Raw genomic sequence first — 20,910 nt, forward strand, 5'->3', positions numbered from 1 at the left:
AATTGGAGTTTGTTAATGTTCGTAATTGTTATCTTTTGTTTAATAGTAAACGCATACATTTTTGTTGTCAATAGCTTCATAAAGAAATAACATCTGTTTTTATAGGGTTTATATAAGTTTTTCGTTGTTTTATATGTTAATTATGTTGTTTGTTAGTGTTTGTTTTTGTTGACCGGATTGCCGCAGTGTGTTAGATTGTGTGTAAAGTTGAGGGGATGATTGAACATGTTAAAAAAAGAGCGTCTTTTAAAAATCATCGATATCGTAAACTCGCGGGGGTTTATTACGGTGAGTGATATTATCGATGAACTGGATGTTTCTGATATGACAGTGAGAAGAGATCTGGACGAGCTGGATAAGGCCGGAAAAATCGTACGTATTCACGGAGGCGCACAGAGCATATCTTATTCCATTGATCACGAATTATCGCATAATGAAAAACTGGGTGTTCAAATGGATGAGAAGGAGAAAATCGCGGAACTCGCAGCTTCATATGTAAATGACGGCGATACCGTTTTTTTAGGGCCCGGCACGACGATTGAACTTTTAGCCAAACACCTGCTGCATAAGCGAATCAGGATTATCACAAACAACTATCCCGTATTTGATATTTTAAAGCATGGTGACACTGCGGATACCATCCTGATTGGCGGCGATTTCCGAAAAAATACCGGTGCCTTCGTCGGGCCCATCGTGAACGGCAATCTGCAGAAATTCAATTTTACGAAAGCTTTCATCAGCGCCAACGGCATACATAATGATGAGATTTCTTCTTACAGCATTGAAGAAGGGGAAGCCCATCAAATCGCGCTGAACAATTCGCGGACGAAATTTTTGCTGGCGGATAATAAAAAATTCAACCGGGAAGATTTTTACGTGTTCTATAACTTACATGATATGGATTATCTGATTACGGATGATAAAGTGATGAAAGATGTTCAAATTCATTACGAGCAATATGTAGATGTCAAAATCGCAAAAAAATAAAAAAGGCGGGCGGTTCGATGAAAGGGGTTATTTTTGATTTCAACGGGACGATGTTTCAAGATTCGCATCTGCACGAAAAAGCATGGTTTTTCATGGTGAAAAAATACGCACCGAAAACCATTTCTGATGAAGACATTTTCGTTAACATTCACGGGAGAACAAACAGTGAAATCCTGACGTATTTTATTTCCGGCGATTTAACAAATGAAGAAATCGAGAAGCTGTCTTTTGAAAAAGAAGCCTACTACAGAGAATTATGCCTTGAAAACAAAGATGAGTTAAAGCTGACGAAGGGACTGACCGGCGTATTGAACCATCTGAAAAAATCAGAAACGCCAATGACCATTGCCACGGCTACGGTAAAGGAAAATGTCGAGTTTTACTTTGACGTCTTTCAGTTGGATCGGTGGTTTGATTTTGACAAAGTCACGTTTGATGACGGGAGCTTCCCCGGAAAACCGGCGCCGGATATTTTTCTCATCGCATCGGAAAAGTTAGGCCTCAGACCTGAAGATTGCTTAGTCATTGAAGATGCCTTTTCGGGGCTCACAGCGGCGAAAAAAGCAGGTGCAGGCAAGATTATGGCCATTGACCCGCTCGGAAAAAACCGCGCGCTATTTGAAGAAAAGCAGCTGGCGGATGACGGGATACTGACAGATTTCACCTCGTTTTTTGAGGTGATTGCCGGACATTCTGTTTGAGAGATCAGCCGGTTTTTTATGCCGATATGGCTGTACAGGCTGCGGACTCCGTTCGCAACACGGGATGTTTTTGTGTTCGGCGGTGTCTGCTTCTCGTGAAGAAAGGGGGTTCGCTTTTTAATCGGAGTCACTTTTAAGACAGGGGTATCCCTGTTTTTTTAAATTCCTCGTATTTACAAACAAGCGCTAAGATGCTTATTGCTGACTGTTTATATGTTTTACGATAAAATCCTGAGCATACAAGAAAACCAGCCATCCTGTAAGTCCAAGCCCTGATGCGGCAATGAAAGACAGTGAATGGCGAAGGGCGATGCCGATAATGACCAGCATAATGACTGTGGAGGGGATGCCGGAAGCCACGCTGAATGCAAAATGACTTAATGTCTCCTTCGTTTCGCCTTGGATGTACAGCCAAACCATGCTCAGCATACTGACAATTGGTAATGCCGCTATAATACCTCCATAACTCGGGCTTCTTCTTGATATTTCAGTGATAATCCCAATAATAGCAGCGGAGACAATGATTTTAACGATCGTAAACATCTTCAGCACGCTCCTTCATCAAACTGAATGCTTTTAAGACAAGTGTTCTTTCTTCATGATTCATGCTGTCAAAAAGAAGCTGTTTAAGCTTTTCTTCATCAAGACCGGAATGCCGGTAAAGGACATCCGCCCCCAAACTGGTAAGTTTTAAAATGACTTTCCGCTCATCCTCAACACTTCTGGTTTTATAAACGTACTTTTTCTGCAGTAACCGCTTTATATGTTCCGAAGCGGTATTATGTGATACTTGAATCGCTTCGGCAATGTCTTTTATTCCGACTGCCTTCTCTTTTTGAATGACTTGCAGAATCCGTACACCTTGGTGAGTGATTTTTTCATGGTGCTGATAACGGAGCCGGTAGTAAATATCTGTCCAGAGGTCATTTAATCGCATGATTTCGTTTGACATCATCATCCACCTTACATCGTTTATTAAGATTATATCTTATATTACGATATATTTTTGCGGATTGAAAGCAATTTTTGAGCATGAGGGAGCAGCATTCGTTCTGTTTTTAGAAGATTGGAAGAGACAAGCGGCCGCAGCTTCAACGAATAAACTTGTTTAATATACCCTCAATAAGTTATTTTCCTTATTTTAGAAACGCCAGCTTAATACCTTCCGCATATAAATAAGAGCACTGACAATATGATAAAGAACCAAAGTATATATTCAAATGCAGTTTTTTTTCAGCTGGGCAGTCCTGTGCTGATTGAAAAAGATACGGGGGATAAAAAGCGGGTAAGAAGATAAGGAAAGGAGAGAGACGGATGGAACTTGATTTTGTGATTCGTCTGGCGGTTGCGGGTCTGCTTGGGGCTCTTATTGGATTAGAGAGAGAATTCAGGGCGAAGGAAGCCGGTTTGAGGACGCATTTTTTAGTGGCCGTCGGCAGCGCCTTGATGATGATCGTTTCTAAATACGGCTTTTTTGATTTGTTATCCAACAGCCATACGTCCTTTGATCCGAGCCGGGTGGCGGCGCAGGTCGTCAGCGGCGTCGGATTTTTAGGAGCCGGCACGATTATTTTGCAGCGGCATGTCGTGCGGGGGCTTACGACGGCCGCGGGGATTTGGGCTACGTCGGGGATCGGGCTGACGATCGGGGCGGGTATGTATGTCATCGGCATCAGCGGCACGATTTTGGCGTTAATCGGGCTTGAACTGTTAAATTTTCTGTTTAAACCGGCGGCGCATTCTTTGTCTGTCAGTTTCAGGATTGAGGAGAAAGCCGTCATGCATGATATTTTAACTTCTCTTGAGGAAAAAGGAATTCTTATTACGTCCTATGAATTGAATAAGGCGGTGCTTGAAGTGAAGGGAAGGGTGAAAAGCAAAAGCGGGAAAGCGGCGGTAATGGAAAAAGTTCAAGCTCTCCCGTATATTCTGTCGGTCAAAGTTGAATAGCAGACAGGAGAAGCCTCCTGTCTGCAGTCATTTCTTTTCAAACATTAATACCAAGGATAGAACGGGATATACGGCCGCGGATAGTATGGATACGGTCTGGGGAAATAATAAGGCGGCCGCGGATAGTATGGATATGGTCTGGGGAAATAATAAGGCGGCCGCGGATAATGATATGGCACCCGTTCGTGGCTCTCAGCTGTGTATTCATGATAGAAAGGATCGTACAAGAGGAAAACCTCCTTTTCAAATGTTGGTTCCGTTTACCTTATTCCTGTATGCCCGGTATGGTGTACGTACAACGGGCAAAAAAAAAGACGCCGGTTATCATCCGGCATCTTTTTTTACACTTTCACATCAATTGAATGTCCGGCAGTCGGGTGCTGGGACGGCAGCATTTTCACTGTTTCTTCCGCCGCAGCCTGTGCATGCTGCATGACCGTTTTTGTTAAAGCGATATTTACATTCTGCGCCAGAGATGCCTGGTGCATAGCGATTGATAACGCAGGGATATCCATAGCTTCCACCTCCTTATCCCTTCATATCGGCGGCGTGCTCCGATTATGAAGGGGACTGGCGGTTTCTTTTTACGGCCCATTCTAAAAGTGCGGCAGCGCATACCCCGAGAGTATAGGCAAAAATGTCACTCCAGACAAATTGCCAGCCGAGGATCAGCCCGCCGAGCGTGCTGCTTCTGATTGCGTCAATCCAAGGCGCATGATACAGCTGGCTGCATTCAATCAGACAGCAAAACGAGAGGCTCAAAAATGCGGCTGTTTCCGTCCGGATGTGCCGAAAGAAAAGCCCGAATCCTGTAAAAATCATTGCCGCCCACAAGGCATCTCCTAAATAAGCGTTTATGATGCCGGGCAATAGGGCGGTGATGTATGCGGTTCTGGACAGCAAACCGAGGGCGATGATAAAAACGGTACATATTCCGTATGTCAATGGATGTCTAATCACTTCACATTGTTCCCCTTTTTTTTGTACTCCCATGTATTGTAAGGAACGACGGAGAAGCTGTCTATGAAAAAAACGGCCCGGGAGGCCGCTTTTTTTGCGTTATCTGGCTTTTAGGTTGACGTGGTCTGCTTTTTGGTCACTGCCGATGACGAAGCGGAGCTCATACTGCCCCGTATGGTAGACGTAATCTGTTTCGCCCGTTTTTGGCACTGTCAGGATTTTGTCAGCGCTGCCGATTTGTTTGCTTAAGACGTCAGGTGTGACGCTTCCGAGGTTTAAGCGCCGCTCGACCCCTGTTCCGAAATAGCGTATTTCCGAGATTTTTCCGTTTTTATGATAGGAAAATCCATAACCGGGGTTTCCCATGTTCCAGCTGTATAAATCAAATGGGTTGCGGCTGTCTGCTTTTTGTTCCGGCTTGCCGATTTTATTGTAAACGTCCAGTCTTGTGCTTTGGTTGATTTTCAGGCCTTTCACATGTTGCGGCATTTCCCCTTTAAACGCCGATTGGTAAAGGCTGTTCACCAGTTCTTGTGCACGTTGGTTTTCCGTTTTTGAAGCGGCTGCGGCATGGACGAGCTGTGTATCTGAAAATGCTTCTGCGCCGAATGCGCATCCCGTGAGCATCACTGCCGATAATCCCGTGGCGAGTGTTTTTTTCTTCAACATATGTGAACGCCTCCTTTTTACCGCTCATACCCGTATGTTTCCTGAGATAAACGAGATGTTTTAGTGAAAGGCCGGTTGGGAATCATAGAGGATGTATAGAGGGGGACAGAAAGGGGAAAAGAAAATGGCTGATACAAAGAAAGTTACAATCAATGGGGTTGAAATGGAAGCGCCGGACGGCCAAACCGTTTTGCAGCTTTTGAACAATAGTTCAATTGACGTGCCGCACGTGTGTTATCATCCGAGTCTCGGGCCGATTGAAACGTGCGATACCTGTATCGTCAATGTTAACGGGGAACTGGTGCGTTCGTGTTCCGCGCAAATAAAGGACGGAGATGTCATCGATACGCTTTCGTCCGATGTAAAAAAAGCGCAGATTATCGGCATGGACAACATTTTGCACAACCATGAATTGTACTGCACGGTCTGTGATTACAACAATGGGAGCTGCGAAGTACATAATACCGTAAAGGAAATGAAAATCAATCATCAAAGCATTCCGTTCGATCAAAAACCGTATCCTAAAGATGAATCAAATCCGTTTTACCGATATGATCCCGACCAGTGCATCCTATGCGGCCGCTGCGTCGAAGCCTGTCAGGACGTACAGGTAACCGAAACCTTAAGCATTGATTGGGAGCGGAAACGCCCGCGGGTCATTTGGGATCAGGATGTGCCGATCAATGAATCATCATGTGTTTCCTGCGGACATTGCTCGACGGTATGTCCGTGCAATGCCATGATGGAAAAAGGCATGGAAGGCGAAGCGGGGTATTTAACAGGCATTAACCAAGAGACGCTTCGGCCGATGATTGACATCACAAAAGGGGTCGAAACCGGGTACGGATCGATTTTGGCCATATCGGACATGGAATCGGCCATGCGGGATGAAAGAATCAAAAAAACGAAAACCGTATGCACTTACTGCGGTGTCGGCTGCAGTTTTGATATATGGACGAAAGGAAGAGACATTTTAAAGGTTGAGCCTCAGGCCGAGGCGCCCGCAAATGGCATTTCGACGTGTGTGAAAGGGAAATTCGGCTGGGATTTCGTCAATAGTGAAAAGCGCCTTACCAAACCGCTTATCCGGGAAGGAGACTCGTTTCGGGAGGCGGAATGGGATGAAGCGCTGCAGCTGATCGCTGATAAATTTACCGATATAAAAGAACATTTCGGCCCGGATGCACTTGCCTTTATCACATCTTCCAAATGCACGAATGAAGAATCATACGTGATGCAGAAGCTTGCAAGAGCTATCATCGGCACAAATAATGTCGATAACTGCTCACGCTACTGCCAGTCTCCCGCCACGGCCGGATTGTTCAGAACGGTCGGATACGGCGGTGATTCAGGGTCGATTACAGATATAGAAAAAGCTGAGCTCGTTCTGATAATCGGTTCAAATACGTCTGAGTCTCACCCCGTCCTGTCCACACGCATTAAACGTTCTCATAAGCTGCACGGACAGAAGCTCGTCGTCGCTGACTTGCGAAAACATGAAATGGCCGAGCGCTCCGATGTGTTTTTCCAGCCGCGTGCCGGATCAGATATTGTCTGGCTGAATGCCGTATCGAAATATCTGCTTGATCACGATTTGGCGGATACTGCATTTCTGAATGAGAGAGTGAACGGATTAGATGAATTCGTGAAAAGTCTTGAACCTTATACAATGGAATATGCGGAAAAACATACCGGTGTGGACAAGGATACCCTAATCAAAGTGGCCCGGATGATTCATGAAGCCGGCAGCGTGTGCGCACTGTGGGCGATGGGGGTCACCCAGCATATCGGAGGAAGTGATACGAGCACGGCCATTTCCAACATGCTCCTTGTGACCGGAAATTACGGCAAGCCCGGCGCAGGCTCATATCCGCTTCGTGGCCATAATAACGTGCAGGGAGCCAGTGATTTCGGCAGTATGCCTGACAGCTTCCCCGGCTATGAAAAAGTAACGGATGAAAAAGCCCGCAAAAAGTATGAACAGGGCTGGGGAACAGACCTGCCGAAAGAAATCGGAATGACAAATCATGAAATGATCGAAGGCATCCACTCAGGAAAACTGAAGTCCATGTACTTAAAAGGAGAAGAAATGGGGCTTGTCGACTCCAATATTAACCATGTTCATGCCGCATTTGAAAAGCTGGATTTCTTCGTTGTGCAGGATATCTTTCTTTCGCGTACGGCCGAGTTCGCCGATGTCGTGCTTCCGGCAAGCCCGAGCCTTGAAAAAGAAGGGACGTTTACGAATACGGAACGAAGGGTGCAGCGCCTTTACGAAGTGTTTGAACCGCTGGGAGATTCAAAGCCTGATTGGCAGATCATTACGGACATCGCCAACCGTCTGGGCGCTGATTGGCACTATGAACATCCGGCAGACATTATGGAAGAAGCGGCAATGCTTTCGCCGCTCTATGCAGGCGTCACTTACGAACGTCTCGAAGGCTACAATTCACTGCAATGGCCGGTTGCAGCGGACGGAACCGATTCACCGCTTTTATTTACGGATAAGTTCCCGTTTTCAGACGGCAAAGCGATTTTATATCCCGTTCAGTGGACCGAGCCGAAAGAATTTGGTGAAGAATATGATATCCATGTGAATAACGGGCGGCTGCTCGAGCATTTTCACGAAGGAAATCTGACTTACCGATCAAAAGGAATATCCGAAAAAACACCGAGTGTGTTCCTTGAGGTCTCGCCCGAACTCGCCGAAGAAAGAGGGCTGGAAGACGGAACGCTTGTCCGTCTAACATCACCGTACGGAAATGTGAAAGTCAAATGCGTCATCACAGACAGGGTAAAAGGCAAACAAGTCTATCTCCCGATGAACGATTCAAAAGACGCCGCCATTAACCTTTTGACAAGCAGCTATGCGGATAAGGATACCGATACACCGGCTTATAAAGAAACATCAGCGAAGATGGAGATTTTGAAAAAAGAAGGCGTTAATCCGCTTCCGAAAATCAATTTCCGTTACGGAAACCCGCAGCCGCAGATCGGTGTCCGGGTTGAGCGGAAATGGACGCGTAAAGATTATGTATTTCCGGGAGACGCCGTAAAAAGGGGGAAACAGCAAAATGGCTAAAGCAATCAGCGGCATCCGAAAACAGACCGTCACAGAAGAAGACAAACGAAAAAAGGACTTAGAAGAGATCGAGACGGCTCTTTTACGAAATAAAGACGCGATTTTGGAATCTCTGCACATTCTTCAGCACATGAACGAGCGCGGCGTTTTGGCGCTTCTGCGCGGGCTCTTCGGCCAGGGAGACAAAGTGATGGATATCCTCGTGAAGAAGGCGAATACTCCGGAAACGGCCAATATGCTGAAAAATCTCCTGCTGTTAAGCGGCGTTCTCGGCATGCTCGATGTAAAACAGCTTGAGCCGTTTATCGTTAAAATCAATGCGGGCGTCACAAAGGCCGTCGAGGAAAAAGACAGCGGCAGGAAGACGGGGTATTTTGATATCGTCCGCGCTTTAAAAGACCCGGAAATCAACAAGGCCGTCACTCTGCTGTTTTCTTTCCTGAAAGGCATGGGCGCTGATACGGACGATATGGAAAGAAATACGCAGCCTCCTGAAGACCAAAAGCAGCACCAGAAACCGCAGACGAATGAGTGAACATATCTCCCGAGCCTGGCCGAAGGCTCGGGTTTTTTGTGCGCTTCTGCTGTTTTCTTGGGAGAAATTTCACCTCCGGATTTATGACTTTTGTTGTGTTATGTTAATAGTTCAGGTTATGAATAGAAAAAAATTGAAAATATGTGCTAGGATAAAATTCAAGGTACGTCAACTATTCAAATATGAAACAATCAGGAGTGATGAAACATGAGTAAGCTGAGGAGCACGAGACAAGCCATCCAAAGAACCCTGATGAAAGGAAAAAACGGCCTGGACGTATACAACCCTTTTCCTTGGTACGAAAAAATGAGACGGGAAAGCCCTATACACTTTGATGAAGAAACGAAGGTTTGGAGTGTGTTTTTATACGATGATGTCAAAAAAGTCATCAGTGATAAAGAGACGTTCTCAAGCCTCATGACTGATGTGAAAAGCTCGATTGCAAAGTCCATGCTGAATATGGACCCGCCGAAGCATACCCAAATCAGATCTGCCGTCAATCGTGCTTTCACTCCCCGCGTCTTGAAGGAATGGGAGCCGCGAATTAAAGACATTACCGATCATCTCCTGAAACAGGCAAAGAACAAAGGGCGGATTGATATCGTTAAAGATCTCTCTTACCCTTTGCCGGTCATGGTGATTTCAGAATTATTAGGCGTTCCGTCCGAACATATGGATCAGTTTAAAAAATGGTCGGACATTCTCGTCAGCATGCCGAAAGATGCGAGTCCTGAAGCGGCGGAGAAAAATCAGCAGGAACGTGACCAATGTGAGGCGGAGCTGGCGGCGTTTTTTGCGGAAATAATAGAAAGCAAACGAAAAAAGCCCGGCCAAGACATTATTTCTATTTTGATAAAAGAGGAAGAAGAGGGAGAGAAGCTCACGGCAGAAGATCTGATCCCGTTTTGCAACCTGCTTTTAGTGGCGGGAAATGAAACAACGACTAATCTCATTTCAAATGCGGTTTACAGCATATTAGAAACGCCCGGCCTTTATGAAGAGCTGAGACAGGACCCTTCTCTCATCGCGCAAACGGTGGAAGAAACGCTGCGTTTTCGCGCTCCCGCTCCGTTTGTCAGAAGGACGGTCCGGCACGACACTGAACTGCGCGGACGCCGCTTGAAAAGCGGGGAGATCGTTCTCTGCTACGTTGCATCTGCCAACCGTGATGAAAACAAATTTGAGAAGGCGGGCGTATTTGATATTCATCGCCAATCGAATCCGCACCTTTCCTTCGGATTCGGCGTACACTTCTGCTTAGGCGCACCGCTTGCCAGACTTGAAGCGGAAGCCGCGCTGAAAGGAATTGTAAAAACCTTTTCACACCTTGAGCCCGTCGGGATTGAGCCGATCCGAAACAGTGTCATGTACGGGCTGGAGTCTTTAGAAGCGGAGATAAACGAAAGTGAGGGAGAAGAAAAAAGATGAGAAAAACACACATCGCCATTATTAATGTGGCCGCTCACGGTCATGTCAATCCCACGCTGCCTGTAGCCGAGGAACTTGTCAATCGCGGGTATAAAGTGACATTCGCTACGACTGAGGAATTTGAAGCTTCCGTTGCCAAAACGGGCGCCATTCCCGTTTTATACCGCACAAGCATAAAGGCGGACCCGGAGACGATAAAAGAACGGGTAAATAAAAATGACGCGTTTGTGATGTTTCTGGAAGAAGCGGTTGAAGTGCTTCCGCAGTTGGAAGAGCTGTACAAAGACGACCTTCCTGACATCGTCCTGTTTGATTTTTTAGCTCTTGCCGGAAAATTGTTTGCGGATAATGGCGGCATCCCGGCCGTAAAGTTCTGCCCGAGCTATGCAATGAATGAGTATTTTCAATTAGGAAGAGACGAAGAAACACTGGAAGCGGCCAAACAGGCGATAGAAGAATATCAGGAGCAGATTGAAAATGAACAATTGAAACGGATGACAATGGAAGAATTTTTTATGCCTGAAAAACTGAATATTGTCTTTATGCCAAGGGACTTTCAGCCGAAACAGGAAACCTTTGATGAACGATTCTGTTTTGTGGGTCCGTCTCTTGGAGAACGCACAAATACGGGAAGTCTGGAAATTGATGCAGCCGATGACCGTCCGCTTATGCTCATCTCACTGGGAACGGCGTTTAACGCCTGGCCTGAATTTTACCGGATGTGTATTGACGCGTTTCGGGACTCGGACTGGCGGGTTATTATGTCAGTCGGCACAACAATTGATCCGGAAAGTTTTTCGGATGTCCCCGATCACTTTATCATCCGCCAGCACGTTCCTCAGCTTGATGTGCTGGAGAAAGCAAAGCTGTTCGTATCTCACGGCGGGATGAACAGTACAATGGAGGCGATGAATGCGGGTGTCCCGCTCGTTGTCGTTCCGCAAATGCACGAACAAGAGGTCACCGCAAAGCGTGTGGATGAATTGGGGCTTGGCGTGCATCTGCCGCCGAAAGAAGTCACTGCGGCCCGTTTGCAAAAAGACGTTCAGAACGTATACGGCGATAAGAACATCCTCAGCCGCGTGAAAAGCATGCAGCAGAAAATAGAAGAAACCGGCGGCCCCAAACAGGCTGTTTGCGCCATTGAAGAATTTTTGAAAACGGCGGCCGTCGAAAATTGATTGAGAAACAGGCAGCGCACCGGAAGACGGCTGCCTGTTTTGTTATATGTTTTTCTTCATGCCGCATCTCCGGCATTCCCTCAAAAATTTTCCGCCCTTCACTGAACTTTTAAACAGCGTGTAGTCGCAATTGTCACATCGGCCGCTGTGAACATCAGGATATTCATTGAACTCATAAATGACCGAAGTATCGTATCCTTTTGTCTCGAACTCTTTTTTTGTTTCCATGATTGAAAGTCCCTCCGCGAATCAAATCGTTCTGCCCGGTTAATGATACAGCAACTGCACGGGGGATTCAACGGGAGCATAGCTTGATTTTCCCGGCTGATTGCGTAACAATAATAGAAATAAATGACGGCCTGCCATAGGGCGCCCGGCATCTGAAGGGAAGAAGAAAACAGCGATGGGAAAAGGATTGAACGGGAAACGGATTGCCATCGGCGGTTCGCGGAAAACAGAAGAGATCACAAAATTAATAGAAAAGCAGGGCGGAACGGCAGTCGTCCGTTCCCTCCAAGGAACCGTATACCTGGCGGAGGATCAAATTGAACCCGACGTAAGAACATTTGCCGGGCAAAAAGCCGACTGGGTGATATTCACCACAGGCATCGGTACGGAAACGTTATTGTCGGTATCGGAAAAAATCGGTCTGAAAGAAGAATTTTTAGCGGCCGTTCATGAAGCGAAAATCGGCTGCAGAGGCTATAAAACATATGCGGCCTTAAAAAAGCTCGGCATCACGCCGCATGCCTCAGATGAAGACGGTACAACAAGAGGGCTGATCCGCTCCTTGGAACGATTTGACTTTAAAGATAAAAAAGTCATGATACAGCTTCATGGCGAAAAAGCGCCGGTCTTAACGGAGTTCCTTGAGAAAAACGGAGCGGAGGTTTTCCCTGTTCTGCCGTATAAGCATATTCCGCCTGAAAGGGAGACGGTCGATAAACTGCTGGGAGAGCTGTTAAACGGAGAGGTCGATGCCGTATGTTTTACGACAGCCATTCAAGTGCGCTCTCTCTTTGATTATGCAAAAGAAAAAGGGTTCACAAAAGAATTGCAGCAGGCATTCGAAAAACATGTGCTTGCCGCCGCAGTCGGCAAAGTGACGGCTGAAGCGATCCGGGATGAAGGGGTAAAGAGGGTCCTTGCTCCGGACATTGAGCGGATGGGAGCGATGATTATTGAATTATCCCGTTACTATGAATCTCTGACCTTGTCATAAACCATCATTCAGCAGGGAAAAAGCCTACGCTTCCCTGCTGAATTTTTTTAATTGCCAGTGTTTCGTGAAAAGGGAAGGATATGTCAAGGCGCTGAGTATGATACATGTAAGAAGAGCGGAGGCCATCGTTGTAAAAACGATCAGCAGCTGAAAGCGCACCGCCTGTATCGGATCAGCCCCCGCTAAAATCTGCCCCGTCATCATGCCGGGAAGCTGAACCAGACCCAATGTTTTCTGGCTTTCAAGCGTCGGGATCATACTGAGCTTCATACTGGACGTCAATATCTGCCGGACGGCCTGCTTAGGCGTTCCTCCGAGAGAGAGAATCAGCTGGATTTCTTCTTTCCGCAGATCCGCTTCCGAACTGAGCTTGTTTAAAAACAGGCTTGAGAGCACCATGGAGTTTCCGATGACCATGCCGCTTATCGGAATGACATATCTTGAAGTGAACGGAATGATATGCAGGGTCAGTAAAAGTCCCTGCGTCACAACTTCCACGATCGCCAGTGTCAGAAAAACGCGCCAAAATGAGCCGATCCGCATTTTTTTCCGTTTGGAGACATTGTGCGAAGCGGCCGTGAGCATGAGAAGCACCATTAATATGATAAATATCGGGTGATCACCGCGAAAAATCAGCGACAGCACATAGCCGATGATAAGCAGCTGAATGACGGCCCTGACGGTTGCGACGATCATATCCTTTTCGACGCCGGCTTTAAAAGATTTAGACAGGAATAAAGCGATAATGACAAATATACTTGTTAGTAACAGAGAAAGGTAATCCATATCAGCACCCGCTCCCTTGTAAAAGCGCCCGGGCCTTTTCGTGTTTCGGTTCCTTAAAGAACGTTTTCGTTTCCGCGGTCTCTAAAAGCCGTCCCTCAGCCATAAACCATACCGTATCGGATAACCGTTCCGCTTGTTCAAGGTTATGGGTGATCCACAGGATCGTCAGCTGTTTTTGCCGATGGAGTTTCGTAATCAGTTTCTCAATGGTGAGAACGGATGACGGATCCAGCGCCGATGTAATTTCATCAAGCAGCAGGATGGACGGCAGTCCGGCGAGAGTTCGCGCTAATGAGAGCTTCTGCCGCTGACCTCCGGATAATTCTTTTGCATTTCGATCCAGAAGCCCGCGCGGAAGGTCTGTAAAATCTGCGAGCTCTTCAGGGGTATAGTGCTGCGCCCCGTGGAGTTTTTCTGCGAGCAGAAGGTTGTCCCGCACCGTGCCGTCCATGACGGGAGCTGATTGAAATGCAAGGCCCGCGGTTTTTCTGAGCTCTCTGATGTCCCAGTGTCTTATTTCTTTTCCGAATACAAGCACTTCCCCTTCATCAGGTGTATTCATCAGATTGCACAGTGACAGCAATGTGCTTTTTCCCGCGCCGGAAGGCCCTATCAACGCCGTGATAGAACCTTTTTGAATATGTCCGGTTACACGGCTTAGGACATCAAAAGACGTATTGTTTTGTTCAAAGCGTTTGCCGGCTGACAGAAAAGATATTGCCGGAATTTCTTCTTTCATACAGGATGACACCTTTCGTAAAAAAATCAGGAACCGGTGAGATTGGCTGACGTTTGCTCAGCCGTTTTCTGGTCTGTCTGCCGGGAAGCGAATGTATGCATGACCATTCCCGCAATAATAATGAACAGTCCGGCAAATGAAAGAAGTGACGGAAACGCCGCGGATAAAAAGACGATTTCGCCGATCAGTGCAAAAAGAACCTCTCCGGACTGCGTCGCCTCAACAGCAGCGAGCTTCTGCGGCTCATTCCTCACCATATCGGTGGCGCGGAAAAATAATACTGTTGCGATAACGCCAGAACTGAGTGCGACGATAAAGGATTGGAATGTCTGTCCCATTGACGGAAGCCCGTCTCTATGCCAGCCGAAAGCGGCGATCAAAAGCCAAAACGGAAGGCTTGTGAGCGTCATGCCGAGCACCCGCTGAAACGTATCGAGTTTTCCGCCGTATTGTTCCAGCATTTTGCGGTTGCCGAGCGGATAGGCAAAAGCGGCGATGACGACCGGCACCACGCTGAATAGTATCGTGCGGCCGGACAGAGAACCCGCATGCTGAAGCTGAATCAGACCGGCTCCGATCAGGATGATGACGGAAGTAACCAGCGAAATCAGCGGGATCTTTTGTCTGGCGGAAACCGGGCCCGCCGGTGAATGTTTTGTTTCGTAGAAAAACGGCGACAGAAGCACACCCGCGACAATTGTAATCTGCCACGTGCCGGCGATCAGCCAGCCCGGCCCATATGCCGCCGCAAACGTAATCGGGGCATAAAACAGCACGAACCCGGTAAAACTCCACTTCAGCCAAAAAAACGGTTTTTTCCGGATTTCATGCCAGAGCGGCGCCCATTTTCCTTTCGCATAAACGATCAAAAATAAAAACGGAACCATAAAAAGAAAACGCAGGGAAGAGCTCCACATCCAGCTTCCGCCGGAAAGCTCCATCGCCCTGTTTAAAATAAAGGTGACTGCAAAAAACAGAGATGCCAATATTCCGATCACGATGGCTTTCATTAAATCCCTCATTTTGACACATATTTTTTTATACTATACTATTCACCGGCAGGCTTCGCAATGGAATATGAGAAAATAGCGTTTTAACAAATGATGAATGGGAAACAGACATATACGGAGGTGAAAACAGTGCAGAAAGAGGATATTCAAGTGCTTTATTTCGAAGATGACGGCCGCATTCCGAATAACCCGAATCTTCCGCTTGTTATTTATAAAGCGGTATTTAATGAAGAAACGGTACAAAAAGCAGAGTCCGTCCTCCGCCGGCACGATTGGTCGAACAGCTGGACGGGCGGAGTATTTCCGTATCACCATTTTCACAGCACCACGCACGAAGTTCTTGTCGCGGTAAAAGGAAACGCGGTTTTGAGGTTCGGCGGGGAACAAGGAGCGGACGCCGTTCTTCAAATGGGAGACGCAGCGGTCATTCCGGCCGGCACCGGACATAAAAAACTGTCGGGCAGTTCTGATTTTACCGTGATCGGGGCTTATCCGGGCGGCCGGCAGTACGATACAAAAACGGAGAAAAATGATAGAACTTCAGAAGAAATCAGCCGTGTCCCGCTCCCGGAATGCGACCCCTTTACGGGAAAATCGGGCCCGCTTTTAAAATTGTGGGAAAAATGACAGGGGAAAAGCGGATGGTCTGTAAAAAAATAGCCTAAAAGAAACGTTATTACACCCCCGCCATATAAATAATTTCATAAACGAAACAATTCACGTTCAAATTTTGTTCAAAAAGTGTTATTATATAAGAGTAAATCAAATTGGGGTTTTTTATGTTTGCTATTTTCAGAGAGGAAAAAGAAATTTTGACTTATTCAATTGTTTTTGTTGATATAAAAATAATACTGGATATGGCAAAGTGAAAAACTGGGTAGTAAACATTTATTTTTGTAAATGATTGTGCATGAATTCACAATCTTGCTTTTTCATGCTTTTCTGCATGAAGGGGGAAAGGCTACCCTTTCCAAAAAAATCAGCATACTGCTTATAGTAAAGGAGAATCGGATATGCCAGAAACAATCGATCAAACAAATGCATCTGTCAGCCAAGGCCAACGCGATCTTATTGATCAGCTGCTAAAACCTGAAGTTCAAGAATCACTGACTGTTTTAGTGGATCAGCTTCCAAAACTGACTGAGTTAGTAAATATTTTAACGAAGTCTTATGATTTTGCACAGTCTGTAGCGACAGACGAAGTATTGAAGAGCGATACAGTGGGTGCGCTTACAGAAATTCTTGAGCCGGTGAAAGAAACAGCGAAAGAAGTGGCGGCTACTGCGATCGAAGCAAAAGACCGCGCGGATGCAAGCAATGAAACGATCGGACTTTTCGGCCTGCTGCGCATGCTGAAAGATCCTCAAGCTCAAAAGCTGTTCCGTTTTGCTAACAGCTATCTTGAAATCATGAACGAAAAACAAAAATAATCTCAGATTCAAATTGATATAAAGGACGGAGGATATACGATGTCAAAACATATTGTCATTTTAGGCGCTGGTTACGGCGGAGTTCTTTCTGCTTTAACCGTTCGCAAACATTACAGTAAAGATGAAGCACGCGTAACCGTTGTGAACAAATACCCGACTCACCAAATCATTACGGAACTGCACCGCCTTGCAGCAGGCAACGTGTCTGAACAGGCTGTTGCTATGCCGCTTGAAAAACTTCTGAAAGGAAAAGACGTCGACATTAAAATCGCAGAAGTCAATTCTTTCTCAGTTGATAAGAAAGAAGTTGCCCTTTCTGACGGTTCTAAGCTGACTTATGACGCGCTTGTTGTCGGACTTGGTTCTGTTACGGCTTATTTCGGCATTCCTGGACTCGAAGAAAACAGCATGGTGCTGAAATCTGCTGCTGATGCCAACAAAGTATACAAACACGTGGAAGACCGTGTGCGTGAATACGCTAAAACGAAAAACGAAGCTGATGCAACGATCCTTATCGGCGGCGGCGGCTTAACAGGCGTCGAGCTTGTCGGTGAGCTTGCTGACATCATGCCGAACCTTACGAAAAAATACGGCGTAGATCCGAAAGAAATCAAACTGAAATTAGTAGAAGCAGGTCCGAAAATTCTTCCTGTTCTTCCTGATGACCTTATCGAACGCGCGACAAAAAGTCTTGAAAAACGCGGCGTTGAGTTCTTAACAGGTCTTCCTGTTACAAATGTTGAAGGAAACGTTATTGATCTGAAAGACGGTTCAAAAGTCGTTGCCAACACATTTGTATGGACAGGCGGCGTACAAGGCAACCCGTTAGTCGGCGAATCCGGCCTTGAAGTGAACCGCGGCCGTGCGACGGTTAACGATTTCTTACAATCTACTTCTCACGAAGATGTATTCGTTGTCGGAGACAGCGCTGTATACTTTGCGCCGGACGGCCGTCCGTACCCGCCGACAGCGCAAATCGCTTGGCAGATGGGTGAACTTGTCGGTTACAACCTGTTCGCTTACTTAGAAGGAAAAACGCTTGAAACATTCAAGCCTGTAAACTCTGGTACGCTTGCAAGCCTCGGACGTAAAGACGCGGTTGCCATCATCGGAGCGAACTCTACTCCGCTGAAAGGTCTTCCGGCATCTTTAATGAAAGAAGCAAGTAACGTACGTTATTTAACACATATCAAAGGATTATTCAGCCTCGCTTACTAATCCTTAAGATCACACAGAAGACATTGCCGGACTTTCTCGGCAGTGTCTTTTTTTGTATGAAAATGTTAACGGATACAATTTTCTGAAAAATAAAATAAAAATGATTGATATGTGAGAAAGAGGAAGCTAAAATAAAAAAGAACCATTTTGTTAACGTTAACATTTTTAAGAGGGAGGATGAAAGTGTGAAAGCTTTTATGGGTGATGATTTTTTACTGGATAGTAAAACGGCCGTAAAGCTGTACCGGGAATACGCTGAAAACATGCCGATCATTGATTATCACTGTCACTTAAGCCCAAAGGAAATCTATGAAAATAAAACCTTCGCAACCATTACGGAGGCATGGCTTTACGGTGACCACTACAAGTGGCGGATTATGAGGGCCAACGGCATTGAAGAGCGCTGCATTACCGGAAACGCTTCAGATGAAGAGAAGTTTTTCGCCTGGGCAAAAACGGTGCCGATGGCGATAGGCAATCCGCTGTACAGCTGGACGCATTTAGAGCTGCAGCGCTGGTTCGGCATTTATGACGTATTGAATGAAAAAACGGCCGCGGCCATTTGGAAAAAAACGAATGAGCTCCTGCAGGGAGACGGGTTTGGCGCAAGGGATCTCATTCTGAAATCAAATGTCAAAGTCATTTGCACAACCGACGATCCTGCCGATGCGCTGACATACCACGAACTGTTGAAAGAAAGTGATTTTCCGGTTCAAGTGCTGCCCGGATTTCGGCCTGACAAAGGACTGGACATCAGCAGACCGGGTTTTGCCGATTGGGTCCGTTCGCTGGAGAGTGCTTCCGGAATAGCTGTCACCACCTACCAATCGTATTTAGATGCGTTAGAATCCCGCGTCCGCTTTTTTCACAATGCCGGGGGAAGAGTGTCGGATCATGCGTTAGATCAAATGGTTTATGCCGAGACGACCGAAGAGGAAGCGGCCCGGATTTTTGCAGCCGGATTAAGCGGAGAGCATGTGTCTTTTGAAGATGAAAAGAAATTCAAAACACGGACGCTGCAATATCTTTGCGGTCTTTACGCCGAACTGGACTGGGCGATGCAGTTCCATATTAACGCGTTAAGAAATACCAATACAAATAAGTTCAGCAGCCTCGGTCCTGATACAGGATATGACTCAATTAATGATGAACGTATCGCAAAACCGCTTGCCCGGCTGTTAGATTCCGCCGAAAAAAAGCGGCAGTTGCCTAAAACGATTTTGTATTCTTTGAATCCGAATGACAACTATATTATCGCCAGCATGATCAACAGCTTTCAGGATGGGAAAACACCGGGGAAAATTCAATTCGGCACAGCCTGGTGGTTCAATGACACGAAAGATGGGATGCTCCAGCAAATGAAAGCGTTATCAAACATGGGCCTGTTCAGCCGTTTTATCGGGATGCTGACGGATTCAAGAAGTTTCCTGTCCTATCCCCGCCATGAATACTTCAGGCGGCTTGTCTGCACGCTGATCGGCGGCTGGGCGGAACAAGGCGAAGCGCCTTACGATATGGAGCTTTTAGGAAAGATTGTCGAGGGGATTTGTTACCGGAATGCTGAGGAATATTTCCGCTTTTAAAAAATGGAATGAAAGAGGTGGCCTATGAGTAATGTGCCTGTCGTGACAGCACCTGCCGCAAAAGTGAAGGAGCATAAGCTGAGTCTGAAAGAAAAAGTATCCTATGGATTTGGAGATTTTGGGAACGGATTTATGTTTGATCTCGGGCAGATCTATTTGCTGAAGTTTTTCACAGATGTCGCAGGCATTCCGGCAGCGTTCGCCGGCAGTATTTTTTTGGTCAGCAAGCTGTTTGCGGCTGTGACTGATCCGATTGTCGGCTCGGCCATTGACTACAGAAAAAAGATCGGACCCCGGGGGAAATTCAGGCCGTACTTATTATTCGGAAGTATTATTCTTGCGGTCATGACCGTACTGATTTTTGTGTCACCGGACGTGAGCGTCACCTGGAAGCTTGTGTACGCCTATGCTTCTTACATGCTGTGGGGGGTCGCTTATTCTTTCGTCAATATTCCGTACGGCTCCCTCGGCGCGGCCATTACACAGGATGCGGAGGACAGAACGGCGCTTTCTGCATTCCGCCAGATCGGCTCCCTCGGCGCGCTGCTCATTACAAGTGTCATCGTCATCCCGATTCTCGTTCATTTTGATAACGTTCATATCGGCTACCCGGCAGTCATGGGAATGATGGCCGTAATCGGAATCGCGGGATTTATGATCTGCTACCGAAACTGCAAAGAAAGAATTATCGTCCGTGAAGCGCCGAAAGAAAAGCTGTCCGTCATGTCGGTTTTCAAATGCTTTATCGGCAACAAACCGCTTCTGACCGTCGTTTTCATGACGATTTTCTCAATATCGGCATATAACATTAAATCCGCTATGCTTGTTTACTTCGCCCAGTACAATCTCAACAATGCGGAGCTGATGTCCTACATGAGTTTTATCATCATCGGTTCTTCATTTTTAGGTGTTTTGTTTATGCCGAAACTCGTCAAACGCTTCGGAAAAAAGCAAACGGTGATGATCGGTTTTGCCGTCAGCGCCGCGGCTGATGCGCTGAATTTCTGTCTCCCGTCAAATGTATATATCTTTACGGCGTTAGCGAGCATTGCTTTTATCGGGATCAGCATACCAAACGGCATTACGTGGGCGCTTGTGTCGGACATTATTGATTACGGAGAATGGAAGACGGGTGAACGGAAGGAGGCGACGACATATTCGCTTTTCAACTTCTCCAGAAAACTCGCCCAATCTTTATCAGGTTTTCTTTCAGGCATCGGGCTGAGCGTTATCGGCTATATCCCGAATGCATCTCAGACAAAAGGCACGTTAATCGGGATTAAAGGGCTTCTGCTGCTGTACCCGGCTTTCGCTTTAGCGTGCGCCATGCTGATTATCGGTTTGATGTATAAGCTGACGGACCGGCAGCATGCCGAGCTCGTTCAGGACTTACATCATGCAAAACCTCAACTTTAGTGATTTTATGGAC

At 46.5% G+C, this 20,910-nt stretch carries 22 protein-coding genes and 1 pseudogene; 13 read left to right on the forward strand and 10 right to left on the reverse strand.

Annotated features, from left to right (window positions below; genetic code table 11):
- Positions 1 to 225 precede the first annotated feature (225 nt).
- Positions 226 to 987 (forward strand): DeoR/GlpR family DNA-binding transcription regulator, encoded by a 762-nt coding sequence (locus tag U2H13_RS06425; RefSeq protein WP_022553515.1) that lies wholly within the window; start codon positions 226 to 228, stop codon positions 985 to 987.
- A 17-nt stretch (positions 988 to 1,004) separates the two neighbouring features.
- Positions 1,005 to 1,688, forward strand: coding sequence for an HAD family phosphatase (locus U2H13_RS06430; RefSeq protein ID WP_029973099.1), 684 nt, complete (start codon positions 1,005 to 1,007; stop codon positions 1,686 to 1,688).
- A gap of 195 nt (positions 1,689 to 1,883) precedes the next feature.
- Here U2H13_RS06430 and U2H13_RS06435 read toward each other — a convergent pair whose 3' ends face one another.
- Together U2H13_RS06435 and U2H13_RS06440 are read right to left on the reverse strand one after the other, a co-directional pair.
- Positions 1,884 to 2,231, reverse strand: a complete 348-nt coding sequence (locus U2H13_RS06435) for a DUF3147 family protein (RefSeq protein ID WP_007407319.1) — start codon at positions 2,229 to 2,231, stop codon at positions 1,884 to 1,886.
- The gene (locus U2H13_RS06440; protein WP_025649618.1) at positions 2,215 to 2,640 is read right to left on the reverse strand and encodes a MarR family winged helix-turn-helix transcriptional regulator; all 426 of its coding nucleotides are present in this window, start codon (positions 2,638 to 2,640) and stop codon (positions 2,215 to 2,217) included. The genes U2H13_RS06435 and U2H13_RS06440 overlap by 17 nt, the downstream gene beginning before the upstream one ends.
- Positions 2,641 to 3,002: 362 nt before the next feature.
- On the opposite strand from U2H13_RS06440, the pseudogene U2H13_RS06445 reads away from it, so the two are divergent.
- Positions 3,003 to 3,399 (forward strand): annotated as a pseudogene (locus U2H13_RS06445) (MgtC/SapB family protein); the annotation flags it as partial.
- A 283-nt stretch (positions 3,400 to 3,682) separates the two neighbouring features.
- Here U2H13_RS06445 and U2H13_RS06450 read toward each other — a convergent pair.
- The 4 genes from U2H13_RS06450 to U2H13_RS06465 form a co-directional block, all read right to left on the reverse strand.
- Positions 3,683 to 3,865, reverse strand: coding sequence for a hypothetical protein (locus U2H13_RS06450; protein ID WP_072177299.1), 183 nt, complete (start codon positions 3,863 to 3,865; stop codon positions 3,683 to 3,685).
- Between the two features lie 114 nt (positions 3,866 to 3,979).
- Positions 3,980 to 4,153, reverse strand: a complete 174-nt coding sequence (locus U2H13_RS06455) for a YjfB family protein (protein WP_012117340.1) — start codon at positions 4,151 to 4,153, stop codon at positions 3,980 to 3,982.
- A gap of 43 nt (positions 4,154 to 4,196) precedes the next feature.
- Positions 4,197 to 4,598 carry a DUF2809 domain-containing protein gene (locus U2H13_RS06460; RefSeq protein ID WP_014417497.1) on the reverse strand — a complete coding sequence of 134 codons (402 nt, stop codon included), beginning with the start codon at positions 4,596 to 4,598 and terminating at the stop codon, positions 4,197 to 4,199.
- Between the two features lie 99 nt (positions 4,599 to 4,697).
- A complete protein-coding gene (locus U2H13_RS06465; protein ID WP_021494050.1) occupies positions 4,698 to 5,267 on the reverse strand; it encodes a YjgB family protein in 570 nt (189 codons plus the stop codon).
- 124 nt (positions 5,268 to 5,391) lie between these two features.
- Here U2H13_RS06465 and fdhF point away from each other — a divergent pair, with 124 nt between their 5' ends.
- The 4 genes from fdhF (at position 5,392) to U2H13_RS06485 (ending at position 11,493) form a co-directional block, all read left to right on the forward strand.
- The gene (gene fdhF / locus U2H13_RS06470) at positions 5,392 to 8,349 is read left to right on the forward strand and encodes a formate dehydrogenase subunit alpha (RefSeq protein ID WP_376700742.1); all 2,958 of its coding nucleotides are present in this window, start codon (positions 5,392 to 5,394) and stop codon (positions 8,347 to 8,349) included.
- Positions 8,342 to 8,884, forward strand: a complete 543-nt coding sequence (locus tag U2H13_RS06475) for a DUF1641 domain-containing protein (RefSeq protein ID WP_012117344.1) — start codon at positions 8,342 to 8,344, stop codon at positions 8,882 to 8,884. Before fdhF ends, U2H13_RS06475 begins: the two co-directional genes overlap by 8 nt.
- 207 nt (positions 8,885 to 9,091) lie before the next feature.
- Complete coding sequence (locus U2H13_RS06480) at positions 9,092 to 10,312, forward strand: cytochrome P450 (RefSeq protein WP_014417500.1); 1,221 nt, start codon at positions 9,092 to 9,094, stop codon at positions 10,310 to 10,312.
- Complete coding sequence (locus U2H13_RS06485) at positions 10,309 to 11,493, forward strand: macrolide family glycosyltransferase (RefSeq protein WP_121984187.1); 1,185 nt, start codon at positions 10,309 to 10,311, stop codon at positions 11,491 to 11,493. Before U2H13_RS06480 ends, U2H13_RS06485 begins: the two co-directional genes overlap by 4 nt.
- A gap of 42 nt (positions 11,494 to 11,535) precedes the next feature.
- Here U2H13_RS06485 and U2H13_RS06490 read toward each other — a convergent pair whose 3' ends face one another.
- On the reverse strand, positions 11,536 to 11,721 hold the full coding sequence (locus U2H13_RS06490) for a hypothetical protein (protein WP_003154919.1): 186 nt from the start codon (positions 11,719 to 11,721) through the stop codon (positions 11,536 to 11,538).
- 175 nt (positions 11,722 to 11,896) lie between these two features.
- Between U2H13_RS06490 and U2H13_RS06495 the strand changes: the two genes are divergently transcribed.
- Complete coding sequence (locus tag U2H13_RS06495) at positions 11,897 to 12,715, forward strand: uroporphyrinogen-III synthase (protein WP_014417502.1); 819 nt, start codon at positions 11,897 to 11,899, stop codon at positions 12,713 to 12,715.
- A 24-nt stretch (positions 12,716 to 12,739) separates the two neighbouring features.
- On the opposite strand, the gene U2H13_RS06500 is transcribed toward U2H13_RS06495, so the two are convergent.
- From U2H13_RS06500 to U2H13_RS06510, 3 genes are read right to left on the reverse strand one after another with little or no spacing between them, the layout of a single operon-like run.
- Positions 12,740 to 13,501: an ABC transporter permease gene (locus U2H13_RS06500; protein ID WP_121984188.1), complete on the reverse strand. Its 762-nt coding sequence runs from the start codon at positions 13,499 to 13,501 to the stop codon at positions 12,740 to 12,742.
- 1 nt (position 13,502) lies between these two features.
- The gene (locus U2H13_RS06505; RefSeq protein ID WP_095061419.1) at positions 13,503 to 14,240 is read right to left on the reverse strand and encodes a phosphate ABC transporter ATP-binding protein; all 738 of its coding nucleotides are present in this window, start codon (positions 14,238 to 14,240) and stop codon (positions 13,503 to 13,505) included.
- A gap of 26 nt (positions 14,241 to 14,266) precedes the next feature.
- On the reverse strand, positions 14,267 to 15,250 hold the full coding sequence (locus tag U2H13_RS06510; protein ID WP_095061417.1) for a multidrug resistance efflux transporter family protein: 984 nt from the start codon (positions 15,248 to 15,250) through the stop codon (positions 14,267 to 14,269).
- 129 nt (positions 15,251 to 15,379) lie between these two features.
- Between U2H13_RS06510 and U2H13_RS06515 the strand changes: the two genes are divergently transcribed.
- The 5 genes from U2H13_RS06515 (at position 15,380) to U2H13_RS06535 (ending at position 20,897) form a co-directional block, all read left to right on the forward strand.
- On the forward strand, positions 15,380 to 15,877 hold the full coding sequence (locus tag U2H13_RS06515) for a cupin domain-containing protein (protein ID WP_014417507.1): 498 nt from the start codon (positions 15,380 to 15,382) through the stop codon (positions 15,875 to 15,877).
- Between the two features lie 386 nt (positions 15,878 to 16,263).
- The gene (locus U2H13_RS06520) at positions 16,264 to 16,680 is read left to right on the forward strand and encodes a DUF1641 domain-containing protein (protein ID WP_003154908.1); all 417 of its coding nucleotides are present in this window, start codon (positions 16,264 to 16,266) and stop codon (positions 16,678 to 16,680) included.
- A 39-nt stretch (positions 16,681 to 16,719) separates the two neighbouring features.
- The gene (locus tag U2H13_RS06525) at positions 16,720 to 17,898 is read left to right on the forward strand and encodes an NAD(P)/FAD-dependent oxidoreductase (RefSeq protein WP_014417508.1); all 1,179 of its coding nucleotides are present in this window, start codon (positions 16,720 to 16,722) and stop codon (positions 17,896 to 17,898) included.
- A gap of 185 nt (positions 17,899 to 18,083) precedes the next feature.
- Entirely contained in the window at positions 18,084 to 19,481 is a 1,398-nt protein-coding gene (uxaC, locus tag U2H13_RS06530) for a glucuronate isomerase (RefSeq protein ID WP_021494041.1), read from the forward strand.
- Between the two features lie 24 nt (positions 19,482 to 19,505).
- The gene (locus U2H13_RS06535) at positions 19,506 to 20,897 is read left to right on the forward strand and encodes an MFS transporter (protein WP_014417510.1); all 1,392 of its coding nucleotides are present in this window, start codon (positions 19,506 to 19,508) and stop codon (positions 20,895 to 20,897) included.
- Positions 20,898 to 20,910 lie beyond the last annotated feature (13 nt).

This window comes from Bacillus sp. A1 (genome assembly GCF_042296235.1).
Classification (GTDB): domain Bacteria; phylum Bacillota; class Bacilli; order Bacillales; family Bacillaceae; genus Bacillus; species Bacillus velezensis.

What these genes read in the sequence shown, in the direction of transcription:
- U2H13_RS06535 (WP_014417510.1), top strand. Translation starts at nt 19,506, where the DNA reads ATGAGTAATGTGCCTGTCGTGACAGCACCTGCCGCAAAAGTGAAGGAG.
- U2H13_RS06510 (WP_095061417.1), bottom strand. Translation starts at nt 15,250, where the DNA reads ATGAAAGCCATCGTGATCGGAATATTGGCATCTCTGTTTTTTGCAGTC.
- U2H13_RS06505 (WP_095061419.1), bottom strand. Translation starts at nt 14,240, where the DNA reads ATGAAAGAAGAAATTCCGGCAATATCTTTTCTGTCAGCCGGCAAACGC.
- U2H13_RS06500 (WP_121984188.1), bottom strand. Translation starts at nt 13,501, where the DNA reads ATGGATTACCTTTCTCTGTTACTAACAAGTATATTTGTCATTATCGCT.
- U2H13_RS06525 (WP_014417508.1), top strand. Translation starts at nt 16,720, where the DNA reads ATGTCAAAACATATTGTCATTTTAGGCGCTGGTTACGGCGGAGTTCTT.
- U2H13_RS06495 (WP_014417502.1), top strand. Translation starts at nt 11,897, where the DNA reads ATGGGAAAAGGATTGAACGGGAAACGGATTGCCATCGGCGGTTCGCGG.
- U2H13_RS06425 (WP_022553515.1), top strand. Translation starts at nt 226, where the DNA reads ATGTTAAAAAAAGAGCGTCTTTTAAAAATCATCGATATCGTAAACTCG.
- U2H13_RS06430 (WP_029973099.1), top strand. Translation starts at nt 1,005, where the DNA reads ATGAAAGGGGTTATTTTTGATTTCAACGGGACGATGTTTCAAGATTCG.
- U2H13_RS06490 (WP_003154919.1), bottom strand. Translation starts at nt 11,721, where the DNA reads ATGGAAACAAAAAAAGAGTTCGAGACAAAAGGATACGATACTTCGGTC.
- U2H13_RS06480 (WP_014417500.1), top strand. Translation starts at nt 9,092, where the DNA reads ATGAGTAAGCTGAGGAGCACGAGACAAGCCATCCAAAGAACCCTGATG.
- U2H13_RS06435 (WP_007407319.1), bottom strand. Translation starts at nt 2,231, where the DNA reads ATGTTTACGATCGTTAAAATCATTGTCTCCGCTGCTATTATTGGGATT.
- U2H13_RS06475 (WP_012117344.1), top strand. Translation starts at nt 8,342, where the DNA reads ATGGCTAAAGCAATCAGCGGCATCCGAAAACAGACCGTCACAGAAGAA.
- U2H13_RS06465 (WP_021494050.1), bottom strand. Translation starts at nt 5,267, where the DNA reads ATGTTGAAGAAAAAAACACTCGCCACGGGATTATCGGCAGTGATGCTC.
- U2H13_RS06440 (WP_025649618.1), bottom strand. Translation starts at nt 2,640, where the DNA reads ATGTCAAACGAAATCATGCGATTAAATGACCTCTGGACAGATATTTAC.
- U2H13_RS06455 (WP_012117340.1), bottom strand. Translation starts at nt 4,153, where the DNA reads ATGGATATCCCTGCGTTATCAATCGCTATGCACCAGGCATCTCTGGCG.
- fdhF (WP_376700742.1), top strand. Translation starts at nt 5,392, where the DNA reads ATGGCTGATACAAAGAAAGTTACAATCAATGGGGTTGAAATGGAAGCG.
- U2H13_RS06520 (WP_003154908.1), top strand. Translation starts at nt 16,264, where the DNA reads ATGCCAGAAACAATCGATCAAACAAATGCATCTGTCAGCCAAGGCCAA.
- U2H13_RS06485 (WP_121984187.1), top strand. Translation starts at nt 10,309, where the DNA reads ATGAGAAAAACACACATCGCCATTATTAATGTGGCCGCTCACGGTCAT.